The organism is Rubidibacter lacunae KORDI 51-2 (assembly GCF_000473895.1).
In the GTDB taxonomy this organism is placed as follows: Bacteria; Cyanobacteriota; Cyanobacteriia; order Cyanobacteriales; family Rubidibacteraceae; genus Rubidibacter; species Rubidibacter lacunae.
The window spans coordinates 33,021-51,335 of the sequence record NZ_ASSJ01000070.1; the positions used below are offsets into that span (position 1 = coordinate 33,021).

At 54.5% G+C, this 18,315-nt stretch carries 16 protein-coding genes and 1 pseudogene; 9 read left to right on the forward strand and 8 right to left on the reverse strand.

Annotated features, from left to right (window positions below; all coding sequences use genetic code 11):
- The first annotated feature begins 27 nt into the window (after window positions 1-27).
- Window positions 28-1,845: an ABC transporter ATP-binding protein gene (locus KR51_RS11930; RefSeq protein WP_022608086.1), complete on the forward strand. Its 1,818-nt coding sequence runs from the start codon at window positions 28-30 to the stop codon at window positions 1,843-1,845.
- A 308-nt stretch (window positions 1,846-2,153) separates the two neighbouring features.
- Here KR51_RS11930 and cobT read toward each other — a convergent pair whose 3' ends face one another.
- The 3 genes from cobT to KR51_RS11945 are packed head-to-tail and all read right to left on the reverse strand — an operon-like array spanning window position 2,154 to window position 4,391.
- The gene (gene cobT, locus KR51_RS11935; RefSeq protein ID WP_022608087.1) at window positions 2,154-3,290 is read right to left on the reverse strand and encodes a nicotinate mononucleotide-dependent phosphoribosyltransferase CobT; all 1,137 of its coding nucleotides are present in this window, start codon (window positions 3,288-3,290) and stop codon (window positions 2,154-2,156) included.
- Window positions 3,287-3,814 carry a hypothetical protein gene (locus tag KR51_RS11940; RefSeq protein WP_022608088.1) on the reverse strand — a complete coding sequence of 176 codons (528 nt, stop codon included), beginning with the start codon at window positions 3,812-3,814 and terminating at the stop codon, window positions 3,287-3,289. Before KR51_RS11940 ends, cobT begins: the two co-directional genes overlap by 4 nt.
- A 37-nt stretch (window positions 3,815-3,851) precedes the next feature.
- On the reverse strand, window positions 3,852-4,391 hold the full coding sequence (locus tag KR51_RS11945; protein WP_022608089.1) for a nitrate reductase associated protein: 540 nt from the start codon (window positions 4,389-4,391) through the stop codon (window positions 3,852-3,854).
- Between the two features lie 216 nt (window positions 4,392-4,607).
- On the opposite strand from KR51_RS11945, the gene hemC reads away from it, so the two are divergent.
- Window positions 4,608-5,570, forward strand: coding sequence for a hydroxymethylbilane synthase (gene hemC / locus KR51_RS11950; protein WP_022608090.1), 963 nt, complete (start codon window positions 4,608-4,610; stop codon window positions 5,568-5,570).
- Between the two features lie 200 nt (window positions 5,571-5,770).
- Window positions 5,771-6,472, forward strand: a pseudogene (locus tag KR51_RS18395) (IS1 family transposase).
- A gap of 336 nt (window positions 6,473-6,808) precedes the next feature.
- Here the strand turns inward: KR51_RS18395 and KR51_RS18400 are convergent.
- Together KR51_RS18400 and rlmD are read right to left on the reverse strand one after the other, a co-directional pair.
- Window positions 6,809-7,258, reverse strand: a complete 450-nt coding sequence (locus KR51_RS18400) for an ATP-binding protein (protein ID WP_022608092.1) — start codon at window positions 7,256-7,258, stop codon at window positions 6,809-6,811.
- Window positions 7,259-7,534: 276 nt separating this feature from the next.
- The gene (rlmD, locus tag KR51_RS11960) at window positions 7,535-8,941 is read right to left on the reverse strand and encodes a 23S rRNA (uracil(1939)-C(5))-methyltransferase RlmD (protein ID WP_022608093.1); all 1,407 of its coding nucleotides are present in this window, start codon (window positions 8,939-8,941) and stop codon (window positions 7,535-7,537) included.
- 81 nt (window positions 8,942-9,022) lie between these two features.
- On the opposite strand from rlmD, the gene apcD reads away from it, so the two are divergent.
- The 3 genes from apcD to KR51_RS11975 all read left to right on the forward strand — a co-directional run bounded on the left by apcD (window position 9,023) and on the right by KR51_RS11975 (window position 10,994).
- On the forward strand, window positions 9,023-9,508 hold the full coding sequence (gene apcD, locus KR51_RS11965; RefSeq protein WP_022608095.1) for an allophycocyanin subunit alpha-B: 486 nt from the start codon (window positions 9,023-9,025) through the stop codon (window positions 9,506-9,508).
- Between the two features lie 302 nt (window positions 9,509-9,810).
- Window positions 9,811-10,281: a hypothetical protein gene (locus KR51_RS11970; RefSeq protein ID WP_022608099.1), complete on the forward strand. Its 471-nt coding sequence runs from the start codon at window positions 9,811-9,813 to the stop codon at window positions 10,279-10,281.
- 29 nt (window positions 10,282-10,310) lie between these two features.
- Window positions 10,311-10,994: a M15 family metallopeptidase gene (locus KR51_RS11975; protein ID WP_040656134.1), complete on the forward strand. Its 684-nt coding sequence runs from the start codon at window positions 10,311-10,313 to the stop codon at window positions 10,992-10,994.
- Window positions 10,995-11,368: 374 nt separating this feature from the next.
- On the opposite strand, the gene KR51_RS11980 is transcribed toward KR51_RS11975, so the two are convergent.
- Window positions 11,369-12,556, reverse strand: a complete 1,188-nt coding sequence (locus tag KR51_RS11980; RefSeq protein WP_022608102.1) for a trypsin-like peptidase domain-containing protein — start codon at window positions 12,554-12,556, stop codon at window positions 11,369-11,371.
- A gap of 153 nt (window positions 12,557-12,709) precedes the next feature.
- On the opposite strand from KR51_RS11980, the gene KR51_RS11985 reads away from it, so the two are divergent.
- The 3 genes from KR51_RS11985 to KR51_RS11995 all read left to right on the forward strand — a co-directional run bounded on the left by KR51_RS11985 (window position 12,710) and on the right by KR51_RS11995 (window position 16,561).
- Window positions 12,710-12,892 (forward strand): hypothetical protein, encoded by a 183-nt coding sequence (locus KR51_RS11985; RefSeq protein ID WP_040656104.1) that lies wholly within the window; start codon window positions 12,710-12,712, stop codon window positions 12,890-12,892.
- Between the two features lie 42 nt (window positions 12,893-12,934).
- Entirely contained in the window at window positions 12,935-14,443 is a 1,509-nt protein-coding gene (gene ggpS, locus KR51_RS11990; protein ID WP_022608103.1) for a glucosylglycerol-phosphate synthase, read from the forward strand.
- A gap of 408 nt (window positions 14,444-14,851) precedes the next feature.
- On the forward strand, window positions 14,852-16,561 hold the full coding sequence (locus tag KR51_RS11995) for a glycerol-3-phosphate dehydrogenase/oxidase (RefSeq protein ID WP_022608107.1): 1,710 nt from the start codon (window positions 14,852-14,854) through the stop codon (window positions 16,559-16,561).
- A gap of 190 nt (window positions 16,562-16,751) precedes the next feature.
- On the opposite strand, the gene KR51_RS12000 is transcribed toward KR51_RS11995, so the two are convergent.
- Both KR51_RS12000 and KR51_RS12005 read right to left on the reverse strand, forming a co-directional pair.
- Entirely contained in the window at window positions 16,752-17,015 is a 264-nt protein-coding gene (locus KR51_RS12000) for an FHA domain-containing protein (RefSeq protein WP_084202460.1), read from the reverse strand.
- Window positions 17,016-17,035: 20 nt separating this feature from the next.
- Window positions 17,036-18,307 carry an IS256 family transposase gene (locus KR51_RS12005; protein ID WP_022608109.1) on the reverse strand — a complete coding sequence of 424 codons (1,272 nt, stop codon included), beginning with the start codon at window positions 18,305-18,307 and terminating at the stop codon, window positions 17,036-17,038.
- Window positions 18,308-18,315: the final 8 nt, after the last annotated feature.

Below are 18,315 nucleotides of genomic sequence, written 5' to 3' on the forward strand. Positions count from 1 at the left end.
CTTAGAATTTAGATTCAAGTGCTAATAATGAAGTTAAAATTTTTCTTTATCAAAACTTATAATTATGTAAGAGATGTTAGTAGGTCTTTGACACTTCTGTGGAATGCAGCATTTTGTGAAAGCCTTTTTCTTGCTGTCCTTAGTATTTTGCAAGGAATATTTCCGGCAATTAGTATATCAATTAGTAAGCTTGTCGTTGATGAAGTGGTTCTTAATCTAACGACTGATGTTCAGCCAAAACTTTCAATAATCATAATTCTGGTCACGAGTTGGATCGGGGTTCTAATGCTTTCACTCCTTCTTAATCCTTGGACAAAGGCTCTTCAAGGTAATTTAAATGATAAACTAACGGCGCATCTAAGCTTACTCTTAATGGAGAAAGTTAACAGTTTTCCAGATCTAAGTTGTTTTGAAGATTCAAGATTCTATGATGAGCTCCAGATACTTCAGAAACAGTTAAATTATCAGCCATTTAACCTATTAAATTCTATTGTTGTAGGGGGACGTTCTTGTATTACATTATTAACAATGTTAATTCTGCTTTTACCTCTTGGGTATTGGATCCCAATAATATTAACAATTGCTATTTTCCCTCAAATATTGGTATCCATGCAGTATGAGACACAAATATGGTCTGCTTTTTTTGACAAGGGCTATCAATCTCGCCGCATGTCTTACATTACATCAGTTCTTTTTTCTGATACATTTGCAAAGGAGATAAGGCTTTTCAACCTAGGGAATTTTTTTGTAAGTCAATATTTAACAGCATTTCAAGTTTTACACAGATCGATACGCCGCCTACGTATTCGGCAGGCACTTTGGGTATCTGGGCTAGCCCTATTAAGTACAATTGGCAATGGTGCTGCATTTTACTGGATCGTAAGGAAAGCTTTTAGAGGTCAGATTAGCCCAGGTAGCATTCTTCTTTTTCTAGAAGCATTGACAAATCTGCGATGGAGTCTTGAAGAATTTTTTGGAATGTGGCTAAACTTGCATGAAACGATGCTTTATATGCAACAGCTATTTTCTTTTCTGGATAGTGAACCTAATATGAGACTTTCTTTCCCTGGGGAATTGGTAAAAAAACCATTACGCTCAGGAATAGATTTTAGAAATGTAAGTTTTTTTTACCCAGATAACCGTTTAGCTTTACTCAATATTACTTTCACGATTTTACCAGGTGAAACTATTGCGATTGTTGGGGAAAACGGTGCGGGAAAGACAACTCTAATAAAGTTGCTATTAAGGATGTACGATCCCGTACGGGGAGAAATATTAGTTGATGACATCAATATTAAAGAGCTAAATCTTGACGATTGGAGAAGGCAGGTTTCTGGTGTTTTTCAAGACTTTGGTCGTTATTATCTTACTTTAAGTGAAAATATTGCCCTTGGAGATCCGAGAGTCGCTGAGAATCACGAGGAACTAAGAATTGCGATTCGAAAAATAGGAATCCATCCTTTGGTTGAGCGACTTCCTGAAAAGGAGCACACTCCTTTGGGTAAGCAGTTTGGCGGCACTGAGCTTTCCGGTGGAGAATGGCAAAAGCTGGCTATAGCCAGAGCCATTGTCCGTAGAAATGCCCAGATACTTATCCTTGATGAACCTACTGCTGCGCTCGATCCTCGAAGTGAATATGAAACTTACCAGCATTTCACTGAGTTAGCTCGTGGAAAAACCACTATCCTAGTGACTCATCGTCTTGCTTCTGTAAAATTGGCGGATCGTATTCTGGTTATGAAAAAAGGACACCTGGTTGAGGTCGGAACTCACGAGGAGTTGATAGATAGAGATGGTGAATATGCTAGTTTATGGAATATGCAAGCTAATCAATATAAAGCATGACCTTTGCTCATTATTTACCACTATGTAGCTCGCCTAAGCAAACGAAATTGGTACTCTCACAATTCCTTTTATGCCTTTCTCGACATTAATTTTACGACGTGGGAGATATTGAGACCCATTTTGGGATTGGCTTTGAAGGATCGCAATTAGTTGCTTTTTCTCAATAGCTGCCATTTTGCGCAATTTGGGACGTATTATCACCTAAAAGCCTGCTGCTACTTAACTATTTTTAACTTGAGATTCGATCCCCTATTTGCAAGTGATATAACAGTTGGGTGCATCGAAGTCGTGTCTAACGGAGGTTTGCGCTAGAGCGGGTGCGTTATCGCTTGGGGGCGATCTTGATAGCGTGTGTGTTGATAGGCATCGACGGTCGCCTCAATTCCAGCCAGCAACTGTGCGTTACTCCAGTCAGCGCTGAGATGAGCAGCGATCGCGCAACCCCCTGCACCGACACCTTCTTTGACAAAACCGCGCTCGTATGAACGTAGCGCTGTGTGCCGCGCGGCAGCCAAACTCAAATCGGTTGCTAGCAGCGGCACAGTCCCGATCGCGCGCGCCAACCCGGCAGTATCGCCTGTAGGGTCTTCTGCCACCCAGCGCGTAGTGCCAACGGCAATGCGCTGAGAGTTTGCCCGATCGAGCGCCTGCAGCAGCGCGAAGACGGCCAGCATTTGCGTACCACCAGCTAGCAGAACGCCACAGCGGTGACTTGCAGCGGATGCCATGCCAGCTACGGCAATTTGCATCGGGTCGCCTACAGCCGAAGCAATCGCTAGCGGGTCGGAGCGGTTAGTGGAGCAATCGTCAAGCAGACCGGCACGCGCGAGCCCGGTGTGGACGAGCTCCCACTTCTGCGCGTGGTTGCACTGTGGGTGACTGCTATTGACTTTGCCAAAGGCATCGATACCGAGTCCGGCAAGTACGGCAAGGGCTGTGGTGGTGCCGCCGACGACGCATTCGCTCAAGATGATGTAGCTGTCGGCAGCAGCACGAGCCAGCCGCTCGCCCCAATTCCAGCCGCGGGCGAATAGGGTTTGCGCGATCGCCGGGGGCAAGGCATCTCCTGTCGAGACACAGCGGGCCGGGCAGCCGCCGAGTGGAATCGCGCGGACGGTGGGTTGTTGAGGCAACCCGGCAGAAAATAAATAAACCGGCCAATTCAGACCGGCAGTGACGGTGCGCGCGATAAACACGGGCGAAACGCCGACGCTTAGCGGCGGCAGCGGATATTTGGGATGGAGTCGCGGACCGTCGATAAGAAATTCTGCGTCGGCGATTGCGGTGGTGCGGCGATCGTCGGGTGTCGCTCCGGCTGCAGAGATACCTGGCACAAGGGCCGTTTCGGTAAAGCCGAGTACGCAGACAAAGACGGGACGCGTATTGCGATAGCGTTCCAGCCAGCGATAACCGGCCCGCAGTTGAGCGTGGATCGTAATGCTCACGCCCGATCTCCAGACTGGGAACAAGACGCGATCGCCTCCAAATAAGGCACCAGCTCTCGACCGGCTGCGAGCAAGGCGGCGTAGCTGCGCTCTAGGATCGCGCGATCGCCCGATCCTCCGAGAATACAGCTGATATCGAGATAAAAATCGGCAATAGGACCCCTGACGTTCTCGGACAGGTTGCCTCGGTCGCAGATGACTCGATAAAGTCCACTAGCCAATTGCCAGTCGGCAGGATGGATGTCGCCGTCAGGCTTCAACGCCGGCTGCGCGATCGCCAACTTAGCCAACAGCAGGCGCAGCGATTGCTCCGGATTTGCCGCTCCAGGAACGGCGCGTAACGTGTGGCAGACATCTAGGGGATGCTTGTGCGTGCAGACAGCAAGTTCGAGCGCCCAGTCCGGCGGGCGATCGCTGGCGGCAATGAGACGCTCAGCCCAGTGCTCGACCTCAGCACGCGTGCAGAGCCCGAGTAACAAGCCTATGTCCAAAAAGTCCGCGTAGTGTTTCGGGGTAAGGTCCATCAGTCGAGCGTGCGGGGCGATCGCAGCGGCCTCGACCCTAGCAAATTCCGTCGGATTCGGTTGGGCTGAGGCGATCCCCGGTCGCGTTGTCGGTTGCCAGGTCGCCTGCCGCCAAGCCGAATTCCTGCAGTGCCAGATAGAAGTTCTTGTTCTCGTGACTGGGGCGGCTGAGTTTGATCAAGGCAAAGCGTTGCAGCGGCGTTAGACCCACCCACTGCTCAGGTGCAACATCGGCATTAAAGTCGCGGGCTTTTTTTCGCACGAGCGGTGGCACCACATCGGCTTGCAGCCATGGTGGATGGGGGTCGATGTCTACTTCCTTCGCCGGGGTTCCCGTGTAAGTTGCAACGGCATTCTGGAGGCGATCGCGATAGGCTGCAGTGTCCTCCGGCGTCGTACAGGGCAGCTCGACGAAAGTTTGCCGTTCGCGTGCGTCGAATTGATTCCAGTGTTGAAGCTTTAGCTTGACGCCGCAGGTATCGAGCTTATAGCGAACCTGCATGGGAATACAGCGAAGGGACCCGACAAAATCGGACTCGAAGTGGAAAAACGTTGCATCGTTATTGGCCGGCGGCATTGCAGCTCTTTATAACTCCTGAGTGAAATTCCCAAACCCGTCGAAGCTTGTTTATAGCGCGTTTGCGTGCAGTTGATTGTTCGCAATGAGACTGCCATGAAGCCCGCGCCACACCCGCCCGCCGGGCAATCCTTTAGAAATGGGACGCGCGGCGGGACTGGCGATCGCGATAGGCTAGATATCTGCTGCGTCTTCACACCGTAAAGAGTCCGCGATATGACTGCCGTTTCCACTTCCGCGCGTCCCGTCCGCATCGGCACCCGCAAAAGCAACCTGGCAATGGTGCAAACCGAATGGGTGCAAGCGTGCCTGCAAGAACACTTTCCCAATCGCACCTTCGCAATCGAAGCGATGAGCACCCAGGGCGACAAAATCCTTGATGTTGCCCTTTCCAAAATTGGCGACAAGGGACTGTTCACTAAAGAGCTCGAACTCGGGCTGCTGGATCGGCAGGTAGATTTGGCGGTGCACTCCCTCAAGGATCTGCCCACGCACCTACCGGAGGGATTGACCCTCGGCTGCATTACCGAGCGCGTGGAGCCCGCCGATGCGCTGGTGTTCCATCCCAAGTTCGCCGATCGCCAACTAGCCGCTTTGCCTGAAGGAACGGTAGTGGGCACGTCGTCGCTGCGCCGCCTCGCCCAACTACGTCACCACTATCCGCATCTGGTCTTCAAAGACATTCGCGGTAACCTCAACACGCGCCTCGCCAAACTGGATGCGGGTGAGTACGACGCACTGGTCCTGGCAGCAGCCGGACTGCAGCGACTGGGCATGCCCGATCGCATCCACCAACTGCTGCCGTCAGAGATTTCGCTGCACGCAGTCGGTCAGGGGGCGCTCGGTATCGAGTGCCGGGAGGGCGACACGGAGATTCTGGAGCTCCTGAAAGCACTTGAAGATGAACACACCCGCGATCGCTGCTTGGCCGAGCGGGCATTGCTGCGCGAACTCGAAGGCGGTTGCCAAGTGCCGATCGGCGTTAACTCTAGTATTGAAGACGAGACACTGACCTTGGTAGGGATGGTGGCCAGCCTCGACGGACAGCAGCTGATCCGCGATACGTTAAGCGGCAGCGTTGCTGATGCCGACACGATCGGGCGTACCTTGGCTCAGAAACTGCGCGAGCAAGGAGCGCAAGCAATCCTCGACGCGATCGTGGCTGAAGCGCGCAGCTGAGCGGAGTCGTTGAGGCGATCGTTCGCAAGAAAGCTTTCCGGTAACGCAGTCGCAGGCGGTCTTTATCTGTGATGACGCACTGCAAATTTGCGACTTGCCGTACTCAAAACCGTCAGGCGAAGCCTAGACGCGTCATTTGACGCTTGCTTTGTGTTGCTTTATGCCCTGATTTAGACGGTCCGGCATTGCATGATGGCAGGATGAGATGCCCCAAATGCCAATCCCAACAATTTCGCAAGAACGGCCACCGATGTGGCAAGCAAAGCTACCAGTGCCAGGACTGCGGCTGTCAATGTGTCGAGTTCTATTCTCAACGTGGTTACCCAGCAGAGGTTCGGGAAGTCTGCTTGCGGCGACACGTCGAGGGACAGGGGTTTCGGAGCATCGAACCTGGCACTGGGGTCAACCACAACACCGTTCATCAATTGAGACCGTTTGAGTGTACAGGAGCTCCCCCAGCTCCCCACTGAAGAGACTCAGGCTCTTAAGATTGGGGAGGTCGACGAACTACAAACCTTCGTCGGCTCCAAGAAAAAATGATGGATATGGACGGTGGTTGACCATAAACATCCTGGCACGCTGGCCTTCAGGGTTGGCGACCTTAGCAGCTAGACCTTTGAGAAGCTCTGGGAGCGCATGCAAGGGTGAGATTATTTCTGATGGGTTAGCGATGGCTACCCGGTGTATCCAAAATTCATGGATGCATAGAGCACTTGGCGAGTAAAACGTATATGACCCGAATGGAAGGAGAGAATACAAGACTGAGGCACTCCCTAGCCAGACTGAAGCGCAAGACTCGTTGCTATTCTAAATCCGAAGAGATGCTGACGCTATCGGATAGGCTTCTGGTGCATAATTTGCGTTACCGGACAGTGCCAATTCCAAGGTCAATCATCTCTTGAGTGTGCAACGCCACCGACTCGACCTTGCTAGATCCGGTCATGATTTCCAAGGCGTTTGTTCGAGCTCTAAAGGGGGTTTGGGGATCCAAGCCTAGGGCAGCTTTGATGACGACCGAGGGTCATACGCCTGTGATGGGAGCGTGAAGAACCGATGCTTGGTTGGAAAAACTGCGCCAGGTCGTAAAGAACAGGTGCGTTTACTAGCCGTATGCGAAGCAGTGATTTATTTGAAGATGTTGCCGATGATACTGACTCGACTCGTGACCTAATACTTTCTTCTACAAACCTCTCTCGTTTGGCAAACTCTCTCTATCAGAAAAGCATGCCAACTCCTCGTTATGAGCTCCAGAACGGAAACCATCTCGGCTTTGTGATATAGCGGCTCAGTACAAGCTGGGTACCTTCGCAGTTCCAGTGCACTCGGTCAAAGACCTTATGCAAAATGCATGTTCCGCGACCTCTATCTAAAAACTCTGATGGCAAAAGATCTTCAGGATATTCGCAGGTACGCTGCGGATCGAAACCAGACCCGTTGTCAGAAATCACCCACGTGTATTGGCGCTCTTCGTATGAATAGTGCACAACAATTGTTTTCGTCGGATCGAGATTGTTGCCGTGTTTGGCCGCATTAACCAGTGCCTCCTGAAGCCCTAAACGAACCTCAGGACGATCCTCTTCAGGCACCTTTGCAAGTAACAAATCTAAAATCGGGCAAAGGTAAAGCGTAGATGCGAAACTCAAAGTACCCCAGTTGCAACGTGTCGGACGCAACGATACAGCAATCACGCACTTTCTCCTCTCAGAATGTCATTATGGAGAGCCCACAGGAACAACCAATCAGGTGTCAAATCTGTCGGCAGTCATCGCGTTGCCATCAGGTTTAGTGCTCACATAACTCTTAATATAATGGAGGGCTCAAAAACTCAATAATCAGCTCTGTATCTGGTTGGTAAGGTATTCAGTTTTGCTCGACCTACCCTTTAAAAACAATCGCCGTTGAAGTTAGTCGAGCCCACTATGGAAAAACTAGTCTTTAAGTTCGATTATATCAGAATCCAAGATCTAGGCTAGAGAAGATCCCTCCCGTCTGAGGAAGGCAACGGCCTCCACATGAGTTGTCTGGGGGAAGAAGTCTGCTGGCTGAACGTACCGCAAGTGATATCGACTGGTCGCACAGAGGGCATTTAAATCGCGGGCTAGAGTGGCTGGTTTGCAGCTTACGTAGGCAATCTGTGATGGATTTAGCTCCAGCAGCGCGTCGAGGACGGCGCGATCGCACCCTTTGCGCGGTGGGTCGAGTAGGATTGCATCCGGGCACGTACTCGCACTGCTTGCAAGCAGCTTGGGCAGCCAGTCGCGAACGTTTCCGACATAAAAGGTAACGTTCGCGATCGCGTTGCGGGCAGCGTTGTGCTCGGCTTGGGTCACAGCAGCTGCCTGACTTTCGATACCGATCGCCTGCCGGACGTGACGGGCTAATGGCAGTGTGAAAGTCCCAATACCGCAGTAGGCATCGATCAGGAGTTCGTTCCCGGTTAACTCGAGACGCTCGCTTACGACGTCGCACAGATGTTCGGCAACTTCGGTATTTACTTGGAAAAACGTGTCTGCTGTCAGCTGTAAGTCCAGACCGGCAAAGGTTTCAAAGATCGCGTCGCGACCGACAATGCAGCGGGTGCTCGAGCCAAAAATGTTATTACCCGGTTCTGGATTGTGGTTGAGGCAAACGCCGACAAGCTGTGGGTAACGCTCCAACCACCGTGCCCCTTGTGCTTCGATGTCGGGCAGGTCGGTCGTCGCGCTAACTAGGGTCAGTAATAGCTCGCCCGTGCGCCGTCCGACGCGCAGACTCAAGTGACGCAGGCGGCCGGTGCGGCGCGTTTGGTTATAAATCGACCAGCCGCGAGCTTCAATGTCGCGTTTGACGTCGGCGAGTAGGGAATCGAGGTGCGGATCTTGAACCGGACAGCGATTGAGATTGACGAGCGTATGGGTACCCCGCCGGTAATAACCAGCTTGGACCGACCCGGTTTGCGAACGCCCCAGTGGATACGTGACTTTGTTGCGATAGCCGAGCGGGTCGCCCGTCAGAATAGGTCCGATCTCGGGAGCCTGGAAACCGCCGATGCGCTCCAAGGCTTGCCGGATGCGATCGACTTTGGCTTGACGCTGGAAGTCGTCAGAGACGTGTTGCCACTGACAGCCGCCGCACTTGTCGGCAACAATGCAGCGCGGGCGGATGCGGTGCGGTGATGCCTCGAGCAGTTCGCGCAGTTTGGCATCGGCATACTGAGGCTTGACACGTACCAAGCGAACGCAGGCGCGATCGCCGGGAACCGTGTCCGGAACGAAGACGACACGATCGCCCCAACGCCCGACACCATCGCCGCGGTCGCAGAGATCGGTGATATCGATTTCGACAATGCTGCCCTGCTGCCAAGGGATGGAGGAAACTGGGGAATGCGTCACGGGCGAGGGTCCTCCCTTTCGTCTGGGGTACCAGACTCGTTAAACTACATAGTGGCTATTCGATAACAATTCCCCGTGATTATGAGCGTAGTTAGCCAAGTCATCCTCAAAGCAGACGACGAACTCCGCTACCCCAGTAGCGGCGAACTCCAGGGTATCCAGTCGTTTCTCGCCTCGGGCGAGCAGCGCATTCGCATTGCCGAAACCCTTGCCGAAAACGAAGACAAAATCGTGGGTCAGGCCAGCAAGCAGTTGTGGCGCCTGCACCCAGAATATATCGCGGCTGGCGGCAACGCTGCCGGTCAGCGCGAGCGGTCCCTCTGCTTGCGCGATTACGGTTGGTACTTGCGCTTGATCACCTATGGCGTCCTCGCGGGCGATAAAGATCCCATCGAGCGGATCGGTTTGATCGGCGTGCGCGAGATGTACAACGCACTAAACGTGCCGGTGAGCGGCATGGCCGACTCCATCCGCTGTTTGAAGGAAGCTTCCCTCGGGTTGCTCTCCAACGAAGATGCGCTGGAAGCGGCTCCTTACTTCGACTTCATTATCCAGGCTATGTCTTAGGACTCCATGGCCCAAGATGACCTGAGGCGATTCCCGAGGATACTTTCTCAAACCGTGTCCTGGCAGTCGCTCTTACGGATGCTTGGGGGCGTCTGCCGAGATGGTTCGAGTATCCGTGCGGGCGAACGCCGCCAGCTTCCGCCGACTGCTGGTGGTCCTTGCAGGCTGCTCCCCCTCCCATATCGAGAGGGGGAGTTGTTTAAGGACTTATATCGAAAGAGTCGGTCCGATCGCCGCGCGAGCGTTCCTCGGTGCGATGAAATGTAGCGAGAAGCGAATGCAAGTAGGGCGGGAAAACAACGATGTTGAAGCTGCCATTAATATCGCTGATCTTGCTATACGCAACCTATGCGGTGTTTGGGTGGCGCGTATCGGATGCGGCAGATGCGTGGCAGTTAGTCGCGGGTGTTCTGGTGTTGGGGATCGATCTGATTCTGACGGCACCACTGCGTTTCATTCGCTTTGCATTTGGCAGCTGGGTATCGTCGGACCGCAATGCATTTGTGGCCGTGATCGGCGTGGCGTTTGCAGCAGTGTTCGCTCTGACTTGGTTGCAGCATTTTATCCGTTTGTTCGTGCTGTTGTCGGCTGGGGCACTGGCAAGGCTCGAGCTACAGCGCTGTAAATTCAACCGTTGGCAGTCCGCAAGCGTGCTGGCAATTGCCAGCTTGAGCGGCTATGCCAGTGGGTTAGCAGGCAATCAGTTGTGGCAAGTAGAACGAGTGCAAGCATTACGGGCAGCAATTGTGCGTATCCTGCAAGCAATCGCGTGAGTGGTGGGGGCGAGCTCGGCAGAACGGAGCTGCCGGAGTCCATCGCGATTCGGGAGTGCGGCGAGTCGCTCGTGCCGATTCCGGCTGATAGGTTTGCGCTAACGCAACCACATGCTTACGGAAGTCTGGGCGCACCCTATGGCAATCGGTCGCCATACTGCATTCGGACCGGCGTGCTGAAGCGCTTGATTGCAGCCCAATCATACCTACAGCAGGACGCGCCGGGTTGGACACTGCAAATTTTCGATGCTTATCGACCGATCGCCGTGCAGCGGTTCATGGTAGACCACGCGTTTGCGGAACTAGCACGGGCACAAGGTAGAGATCCCGATGCCCTGCGGGCGGACCCGGAGAGCGCTGCCGCGATCGCTATCTGGCAGCAAGTGTTTGAGTTTTGGGCGCCGCCTAGCTCGAACCCGGCGACGCCACCTCCCCACAGTACGGGAGCGGCGCTGGACGTCACGTTACTAGATGCAACGGGCGCGCCAGCCGCCATGGGGTCGCCGATTGACGAATGTTCGCCGCGTTCGTATCCGGACCACTTTCGCGATTGCCCGGAGTTGCCCTATCACGCCCACCGGCAATTACTGGCAGGGGCAATGCGAGCAGCCGGGTTCGTGCGGCACCCGCGAGAATGGTGGCACTTTTCTTGGGGCGATCGCCTGTGGGCGCAATTATCCGGCACAGCGATCGCGCATTACGGATCGATTTGAGACGCACCTGCGGCGTCTTATGATGCAGCGAGGGACAGCTCCAGGGCTGGTGGACTGTTGCGAACCGCCTAGTCTATCTGCAGCCGAGCCCGAACAACCAATAGAGTTTTTGTACTGCTCGCCATAAGCAACATTCCAGCTGCCGCGCTTTGAATTTACTGTGGTTGAGCCACAGTATGAATTTGCCAGTCTAATGACGACGGCTATGGGAGCAGTCGGGGTTGGAGTTCCCATTGCTTGTAGCGAGAGCGTCACGGTGCGACCGCGTGCCAAGTGCGGCGGATCTCGGCTAGGGCGAACGGAATGAGGTTGGGGGCGCGAACAGCAGCTGTAGAGGGCTGGAGGTGCAACCACAGCCCAGGTGTTGGCAACCGTCAGCGCGCTGGTGCGGGCAGCGATCCCAGCTCGACTGTTATCTCCATGTCGCGATTGCCGCGGGCGATCTCCAGCACCAAAAGATCGCCCGGTCGCTGTTGTGCTACCAGGTCTTGGACGTCTTCGGCAGTCTCGACTGTGGTGCCGTTGGCATTCTGGATCGCATCTCCGGGTTGCAAGCCCGCTCGCGCCGCAGGGGAACCCGGTTGTACCTCGACGATCAGCACACCGCGTTCGGGCGCGATGAAAAAACCGCGCTGGACGATAGTTTGTCTGATCTCGGGTGTTAGCGTCACCATGATCACCCCAACATAGGCGCGATCGACCTTGCCGGTTGCAACCAGCTCTCCGGCAACGCGCTTTGCCGTGTCAATTGGGACGGCAAAGCCCAATCCCTGGGCCTGACCGATGATTGCTGTGTTCACGCCGATAACCTGCCCGCGCGCGTTGAGCAGCGGCCCTCCAGAGTTTCCAGGGTTAATGGCTGCATCCGTCTGGATGAACTCCACGCGCTTGTCGGCTACGCCGATCTCAGCACTCGAGCGCTGGGTCGCACTGATCACGCCGACGGTGACAGTTTCTTCGAGACCGAGCGGATTTCCGATCGCGATCGCCCACTGACCGGGTCTCACCCGACTGGAGTCGCCCAGTTCCAGAACTGGTAGATCGACCGCATCAATTTGCACGACGGCAATGTCCGTAAGCGGATCCTGACCTAACACTTCGCCTTCGAAAGCAAGACCGTCATTGAGCGTTACCGTCACCCGATCTGCACCTTCCACCACGTGGGCATTCGTGATGATTCGACCAGTGTCGGCAATGATGAAACCCGAGCCGATCCCCTGCTGTTCGGGCGAGCTAAATCCGCCCCCAAAAAAGTCTCGCAGCGTCGATGAGGAGTTTGTAAAGCGCGTCGTATCGATCCGTACGACAGCCGGCGATGCCACTTCCACCACTTCCGTGATGAAATTCCTGTCCTCAGGTGTCGGCGTCAACGATCGCTCGCGCTCCAGCTCGCTCGCCGTTTGATTCTCTGTATTTGCTTGCGACTGCTCTGGCAAGGGCTCCAATGCGATCGGGGGCGCAATGTCGGGCAAGTTACAAGCACTCGCGCCGATTGCAAGGGCAACAGATACGATGGCATAGCAACCGGAGCGCGAGCGGAGAAAACGAATAGCGTTTTTCACAAGCCAAAAGCAAACGAGACATGAGTCTCCATTCTGCCCCAGTGCGGAGCAATCGGGACTTATTTCCTAGTAAATATATGCGGAACTATAAATGATTGATCGTAGCAAGTTTTCAGGCAAATGAGAAGATGGCGGTTAAGATTCTTTTAGCCCATGTTTACAAAGTGCAACGACGGGCTAGGGTGGGGGATACTTGCCCTGCAACTAAACGGGTTTAATGCTGTCTTTCTCGGTGGCGATCGCGACAGCAAGGCAGAGCTAAAACAGAGTCGTTCCCATACACCAATCGCCAGCAGCCGAGACTCGTTTCAGTTCGCGATCGCGCGCCGGAACTAGTGTCGACTGCGATTCGACACCGACACTTTTGGAGGTCCCGACGTGAAGTCTTCTCTCGTCATTCTCTACCACCGCGAGCCCTACGACGAGGTCGTCGAGAATGGCGTCGTTCGCTATCGTGCCAAGAAAAGCCCCAACGGTATCTTGCCGACTCTCAAGAGCTTTTTTCACAACGTCAGCCAGGGTACCTGGGTTGCATGGAAGCAGGTCAAAGCGAAAGATGCTGCAAAGTTTCAAGAACGCGTTGAAGTTGAAGGTGAGGGGAACTACAGCGTTCGTCGCATCCCGTTAACGGCGGACCAAGTCAAGCATTTCTATCACATCACATCTAAGGAAGCGTTCTGGCCGATCCTTCATTCATTTCCCTATCACTTCACTTACGAAACCTCGGATTGGGAGAATTTTGAGAATATCAACCGGCTCTTCGCAGAAGCCGCGTGCGCTGAAGCAGCTGACGACGCCCTGATTTGGGTGCACGATTATAACCTCTGGCGTGCTCCTTTTTTCATTCGCGAACTCAAGCCCGACGCGCGTATTGCGTTCTTCCATCACACGCCATTTCCTTCGGTGGACATTTTTAACATCTTGCCCTGGCGCGAGAAGATTATCGATAGCTTGCTGTGCTGCGATATCGTCGGTTTTCACATCCCGCGCTATTCCGAGAACTTTGTTAACGTCGCGCGCAGCCTGCGCGAGGTGGAAGTAGCCGCGATCGAGCCCGTACCATCGAATCTGACCTCCGTGGGTACCGCCCTCGCCGAGCCAGAAGCCGTTACAAAATTGCGCTACAACGGTCGCGAGATCAAAGTGGACGCCTTCCCCGTTGGCACCAATCCCAAACAGATTCAGAGCGTTCTGAACAAACCCGAAACCGAGAAACGCTACGAAGAGATTCTGGAGCTACTTGGCGGGCGCAAAACCATCATTTCTGCCGGACGCGTGGACTACGTTAAGGGCACGCGCGAAATGCTGGAAGCCTACGGTCGCTTGCTGGAGCGCCGCCCGGAGCTGCACGGTAAGCTCAACCTGTTGGTGACATCGGTATCGCCGGCTACCGGGATGCGCGTATATAAAACCGCGCAGACACTTATCGAGCAACTTGTGGGCAAGATAAACGGCCGCTTCGCCAAGCTCGATTGGATTCCAATCATGTTGTTCACGCAGCCCGTGCCCTTCGCCGACTTAATGTGCTATTACAAAGCTGCAGATATCTGCTGGACGACCCCCCTGCGCGATGGATTAAATCTCGTGGCTAAGGAATACGTCATCGCGCGCGGCGGTCGAGGTGGCGTGTTAATCCTCTCCGAGTTCGTGGGAGCAGCAGTGGAACTCCCAGAGGCCGTTCTGACCAACCCGTATTCGATCGATCGCATGAACGACGCGATCGATCTCGCGCTGGACATGCCCGAGGACGAGCAGCAGCAGCGCATGCAGAAAATGTACTCAACGGTTACGCACTACGACGTCAATTACTGGGCAGGTCGTTTGCTCGAGCAATTCGAACTGCAACTCCCCGGTCTCAATTCCGATAAGGAGTTGGCAGCGGTCTAGATACCGAGCCTACCGCTCGCGACAGCGTGTTTCTCAGAAGTCGACGCAATTGGGTTTCGGCTTCGCACCCTCCAACCAGGGTCAGACCGGTTCCGCGATTGCTTGCGGAGCCGTTTTTTGGTGAGTCGGGTTCTAGGGAGGGAATCTAATACTACCTCTAGGGAGCGCTGCGACAGATGGCAGATTGAGAACCATTCATCCTCGGGGTTGTTTGCCTCATCTGTCGTAAGAATTGTGCATTTTGGTATTACGGTCGTTACCTCGCGACTCATACCTTGCAGGAGCGGATCGCAGCCGAGACGTAAACTACCGTTCAGACAGCTGATTCAAGCCGGACTCCGCTTGCGTGCGAAGTACTGGAAGATATTTATAAACTGCAGCATCGACAATAAACTGCGACATCGGCCCATGCGTTCTTTTCAAAAAATTCGAAATACTGCCTATGACGCTATTGTCATCGGCGGTGGTGTTAACGGAGCGGCAACAGCTCGCGACGCTGCCCTGCGCGGACTCAAAACAATTGTTGTCGAGAAAGCAGACTTTGCTGGGGGTACGTCAAGTTGGTCGACGCGCCTCGTTCACGGCGGACTGCGCTATCTGGAATACTTCGAATTTTCCTTGGTGCGGGAGTCGCTGCACGAGCGCGAGCTGCTGCTGCGCTGCGCGCCGCACTTAGTCAAACCGCTGATGCTTACCGTCCCGATTTACGGGGATCGCTCCCGCCCGTACTGGAAAATCTGGGCGGGCATGATCCTTTACGACTTCTTTAGTTTTGATAAGAGCATGCTGCCGCACCGAATGCTCCCGAAGCAGAAATTCCGCCAGCACTTGCGCTCTCTCGATCCAGATGGACTGAAGGGCGGCGCACAATATTACGACGCTCAAGTAGTTTATGCCGAACGTCTCTGCCTGGAGAATATCATTGCCGCTCGGGAAGCCGGAGCGACCGTACTCAACTATGTGGAAGTGATAGCTCTCGAGCGCAACGGCGATCGCATCACGCGCTTGCACTGCCGCGATGTTTTTACGGGAGAAGTAGTTGTTATCACCGGCAGCCAGGATGCAGTTGTCATCAATACGGCAGGGCCGTGGGTGGACGAAATCTGTCGACGCGGGGTGCAAGCAGGCGGTGAATGCGTGGAACTCGCGCGGGAGCAGTTGATCGGCGGTACTAAGGGCAGCCACATCATTGTCGATGCCTTTCCCGGAGCGCCCGATATGGCTCTTTATGTGGAAGCAAAGTCGGACAAGCGGCCATTTTTTATCGTGCCGTGGTTGGGTTCGTATCTGATCGGTACAACCGACATTCGCTTCAACGGCAATCTCGAGCAGATCAAAGCCGGGGACGAGGAGATCGATTATCTCTTGCGCGAGACAAACCTCACGATCCCGAGCGCTCGCCTCACTCGTGACGACGTTAAGTTCACCTACTCAGGCGTGCGACCGCTGCCCAATACCGAGGGCAAGCCTGGCGGCATCACGCGCCGCCACCTACTGCACGACCACGGCAAGGAAGGCACAGTTAACTTGATATCGCTAGTTGGAGGCAAGCTGACTACATTCCGGCATGTTGGCGAGCAGCTGACCGATGCCATTTTCTTGAAAATGGGTCGCCCGATCCCCCCGTGCCCGACCCTGCACCAACCCTTCCCAGGAGCAATCTTGCCAAACGATCCGCGCATCGCCGACGCGATCGTGCAGTATGGCGATCGCCTGAAGCGGACGACGGTCGATCGCTTGTTCGACCTCTACGGCGCTCGGGCCCTGCAGGTGTTGGCACTAGTCGACGACGCACCGGAGTTGGGCGAGTGCATCGTTCCCGAAATGCCGGACATCAAAGCACAAGTGGTTTACGCCGTCCGCGCAGAATTTGCGCAGACGGCAGCCGATATTGCCCGACGCCGGACGCCGATCGCCATGGAGCAGAATTACGGCTTGGACGCACTGCCGGTTTTGCTGGATGTGCTGCAGCGTCACTGCGGTTGGAGTCAGAAACGCTGCGATCGCTCTCGCACTGAGTACATCAATTATGTGGTGGAGAACTGCATTCCCGACTACGTCCTAGCCCAACTGCAAACAGCTGAGAAATTGGAAATCGCCGGGCGATCGCGCCCATAGCCTTTGCTGTGCAGCCAGCACCATTCTGAAGCCAGCAACCGAACGCAAGTCAGAAAAGAGGCGTTCTTGGCGTGGCTTGCGTTCGCTTTCACGAAAACAATTTAATACACGAGCCGACTTCCCGGAGGTCATTGCGTTCCAAAACGCACGACCCTGTCACCTCGATCGCAACGAGCAGCTCCGGTAGGACTCATGCGATTTTGAAGATGAACGTCACCTTCTCTTCCTTGCCGAACGCGATCGAATCACCCGACTCCATCACGCGGCGGATGCCCGACTGGGGTGGACTGTGTTTGACATAAGTACCGTTGGAGCAACTTACATCTTCGATGAAGTGCTTCGAGTCCTGCAGGATGATGCTTGCAGGGACGCGCGAGGCGATCTCTGCATCGGGCAAGCCCGCCAGATCGATATCCGGCGGAACACGATCGTTCGGCTTACGAGATATTGTCAAATCTGGTGTATGGCTAGAAGCTAGGCGGCAGCCTGCATCTGGGTCACATCGGTGTTGTCATCGACTCGACATCCATCTTTGAATGGAACTCCTTCAATCACGTCAGCTAGGTGTTTAAAGCCTCGAATCCTGAGCCAACTCTTCTGAGCGCTCTCGACCAGTTTGAACACCAGTGCCAGGATAGTTTCCTTAGAAACACAGCCTCGGGTCTTGTCGGTTCTGAGGCGCACGGTGGCAAAGGTCGACTCAATGGGATTAGTGGTGCGAATGTGCGCCCAATGCTCAGCGGGGAAGTCGAAGAAGGTCAGCAAAACATCGCGGTCTTTGGCTAAACACTGGGTCGCCTCGGGATACTTGGCTTCATAGGTCGCAATGAAGCGATTAAACGCTTGATCGGCCTCGGTTTTGCTGTTTGCCCGGTAAATCTCCCAGACCGCGCGTTTGGCCTCGCTCTGCTGCCGTTTGGGGAGTTTGTTGAGCACGTTAGCAGTCTTATGCACCCAACAGCGCTGTTTCTTCGTGGTGGGAAACACCTGAGGTAGGGCTTTCCAGAAGCCTAAAGCCCCATCGCCAATGGCCAGGTGAGGTGCTTGGGTTAGCCCCTGGTCTTTGAGCCGCAGCAACAGTGATTTCCAACTCAACTCCGATTCCCGATACCCCGCCTCCAAAGCCAGGAGTTCTTTGTGCCCTTGACCCGTGACCCCGATGATGACCAACATGCACTGCCGCTCGCCGGCACGGATGTTGAAGTAGATGCCATCGGCCCAGATATACACATAGTGCTGTTGCCGTAGCGACCGCTGCTGCCACCTCTGGTGCTCAGCGCTCCACTTGGCTTTCAGACGGCCAATGGTCGCCGCAGAGAGCCCGGTTGTGTCTGAGCCCAACAGCGACGACAGCGCCTCACAAAAGTCCCCGCTAGACACCCCTTTAAGGTACAACCACGGGAGTAAGTCCTCTATGCGGCGGGCGCGTTTCAGGTACGGCGGCAGCAGGGCAGAGGTGAACTTTATCCCGCTGCCACTGCGGTCTCGCACCTTCGGCACTTGAATCTCCACCTCCCCGACTCCAGTCGTAATCGTGCGTTCGGGCAGGTGGCCGTTGCGCACCACCACCTGCCGTCCTTGCTCATCCCGGCGGTCTCGATACTGAGCTAGAAAGTCCTCCAATTCCGCTTCGACCGCTTGGGCGATGATTTGTCGGGCTCCTCGTCGAATCAGATCGCTTAAGGCGTCGCTGAAGCTCTCAGTTGTCTCTGGCGTAGGCAATGAAATAAGATTGTCGTCATTCATGGTGTATT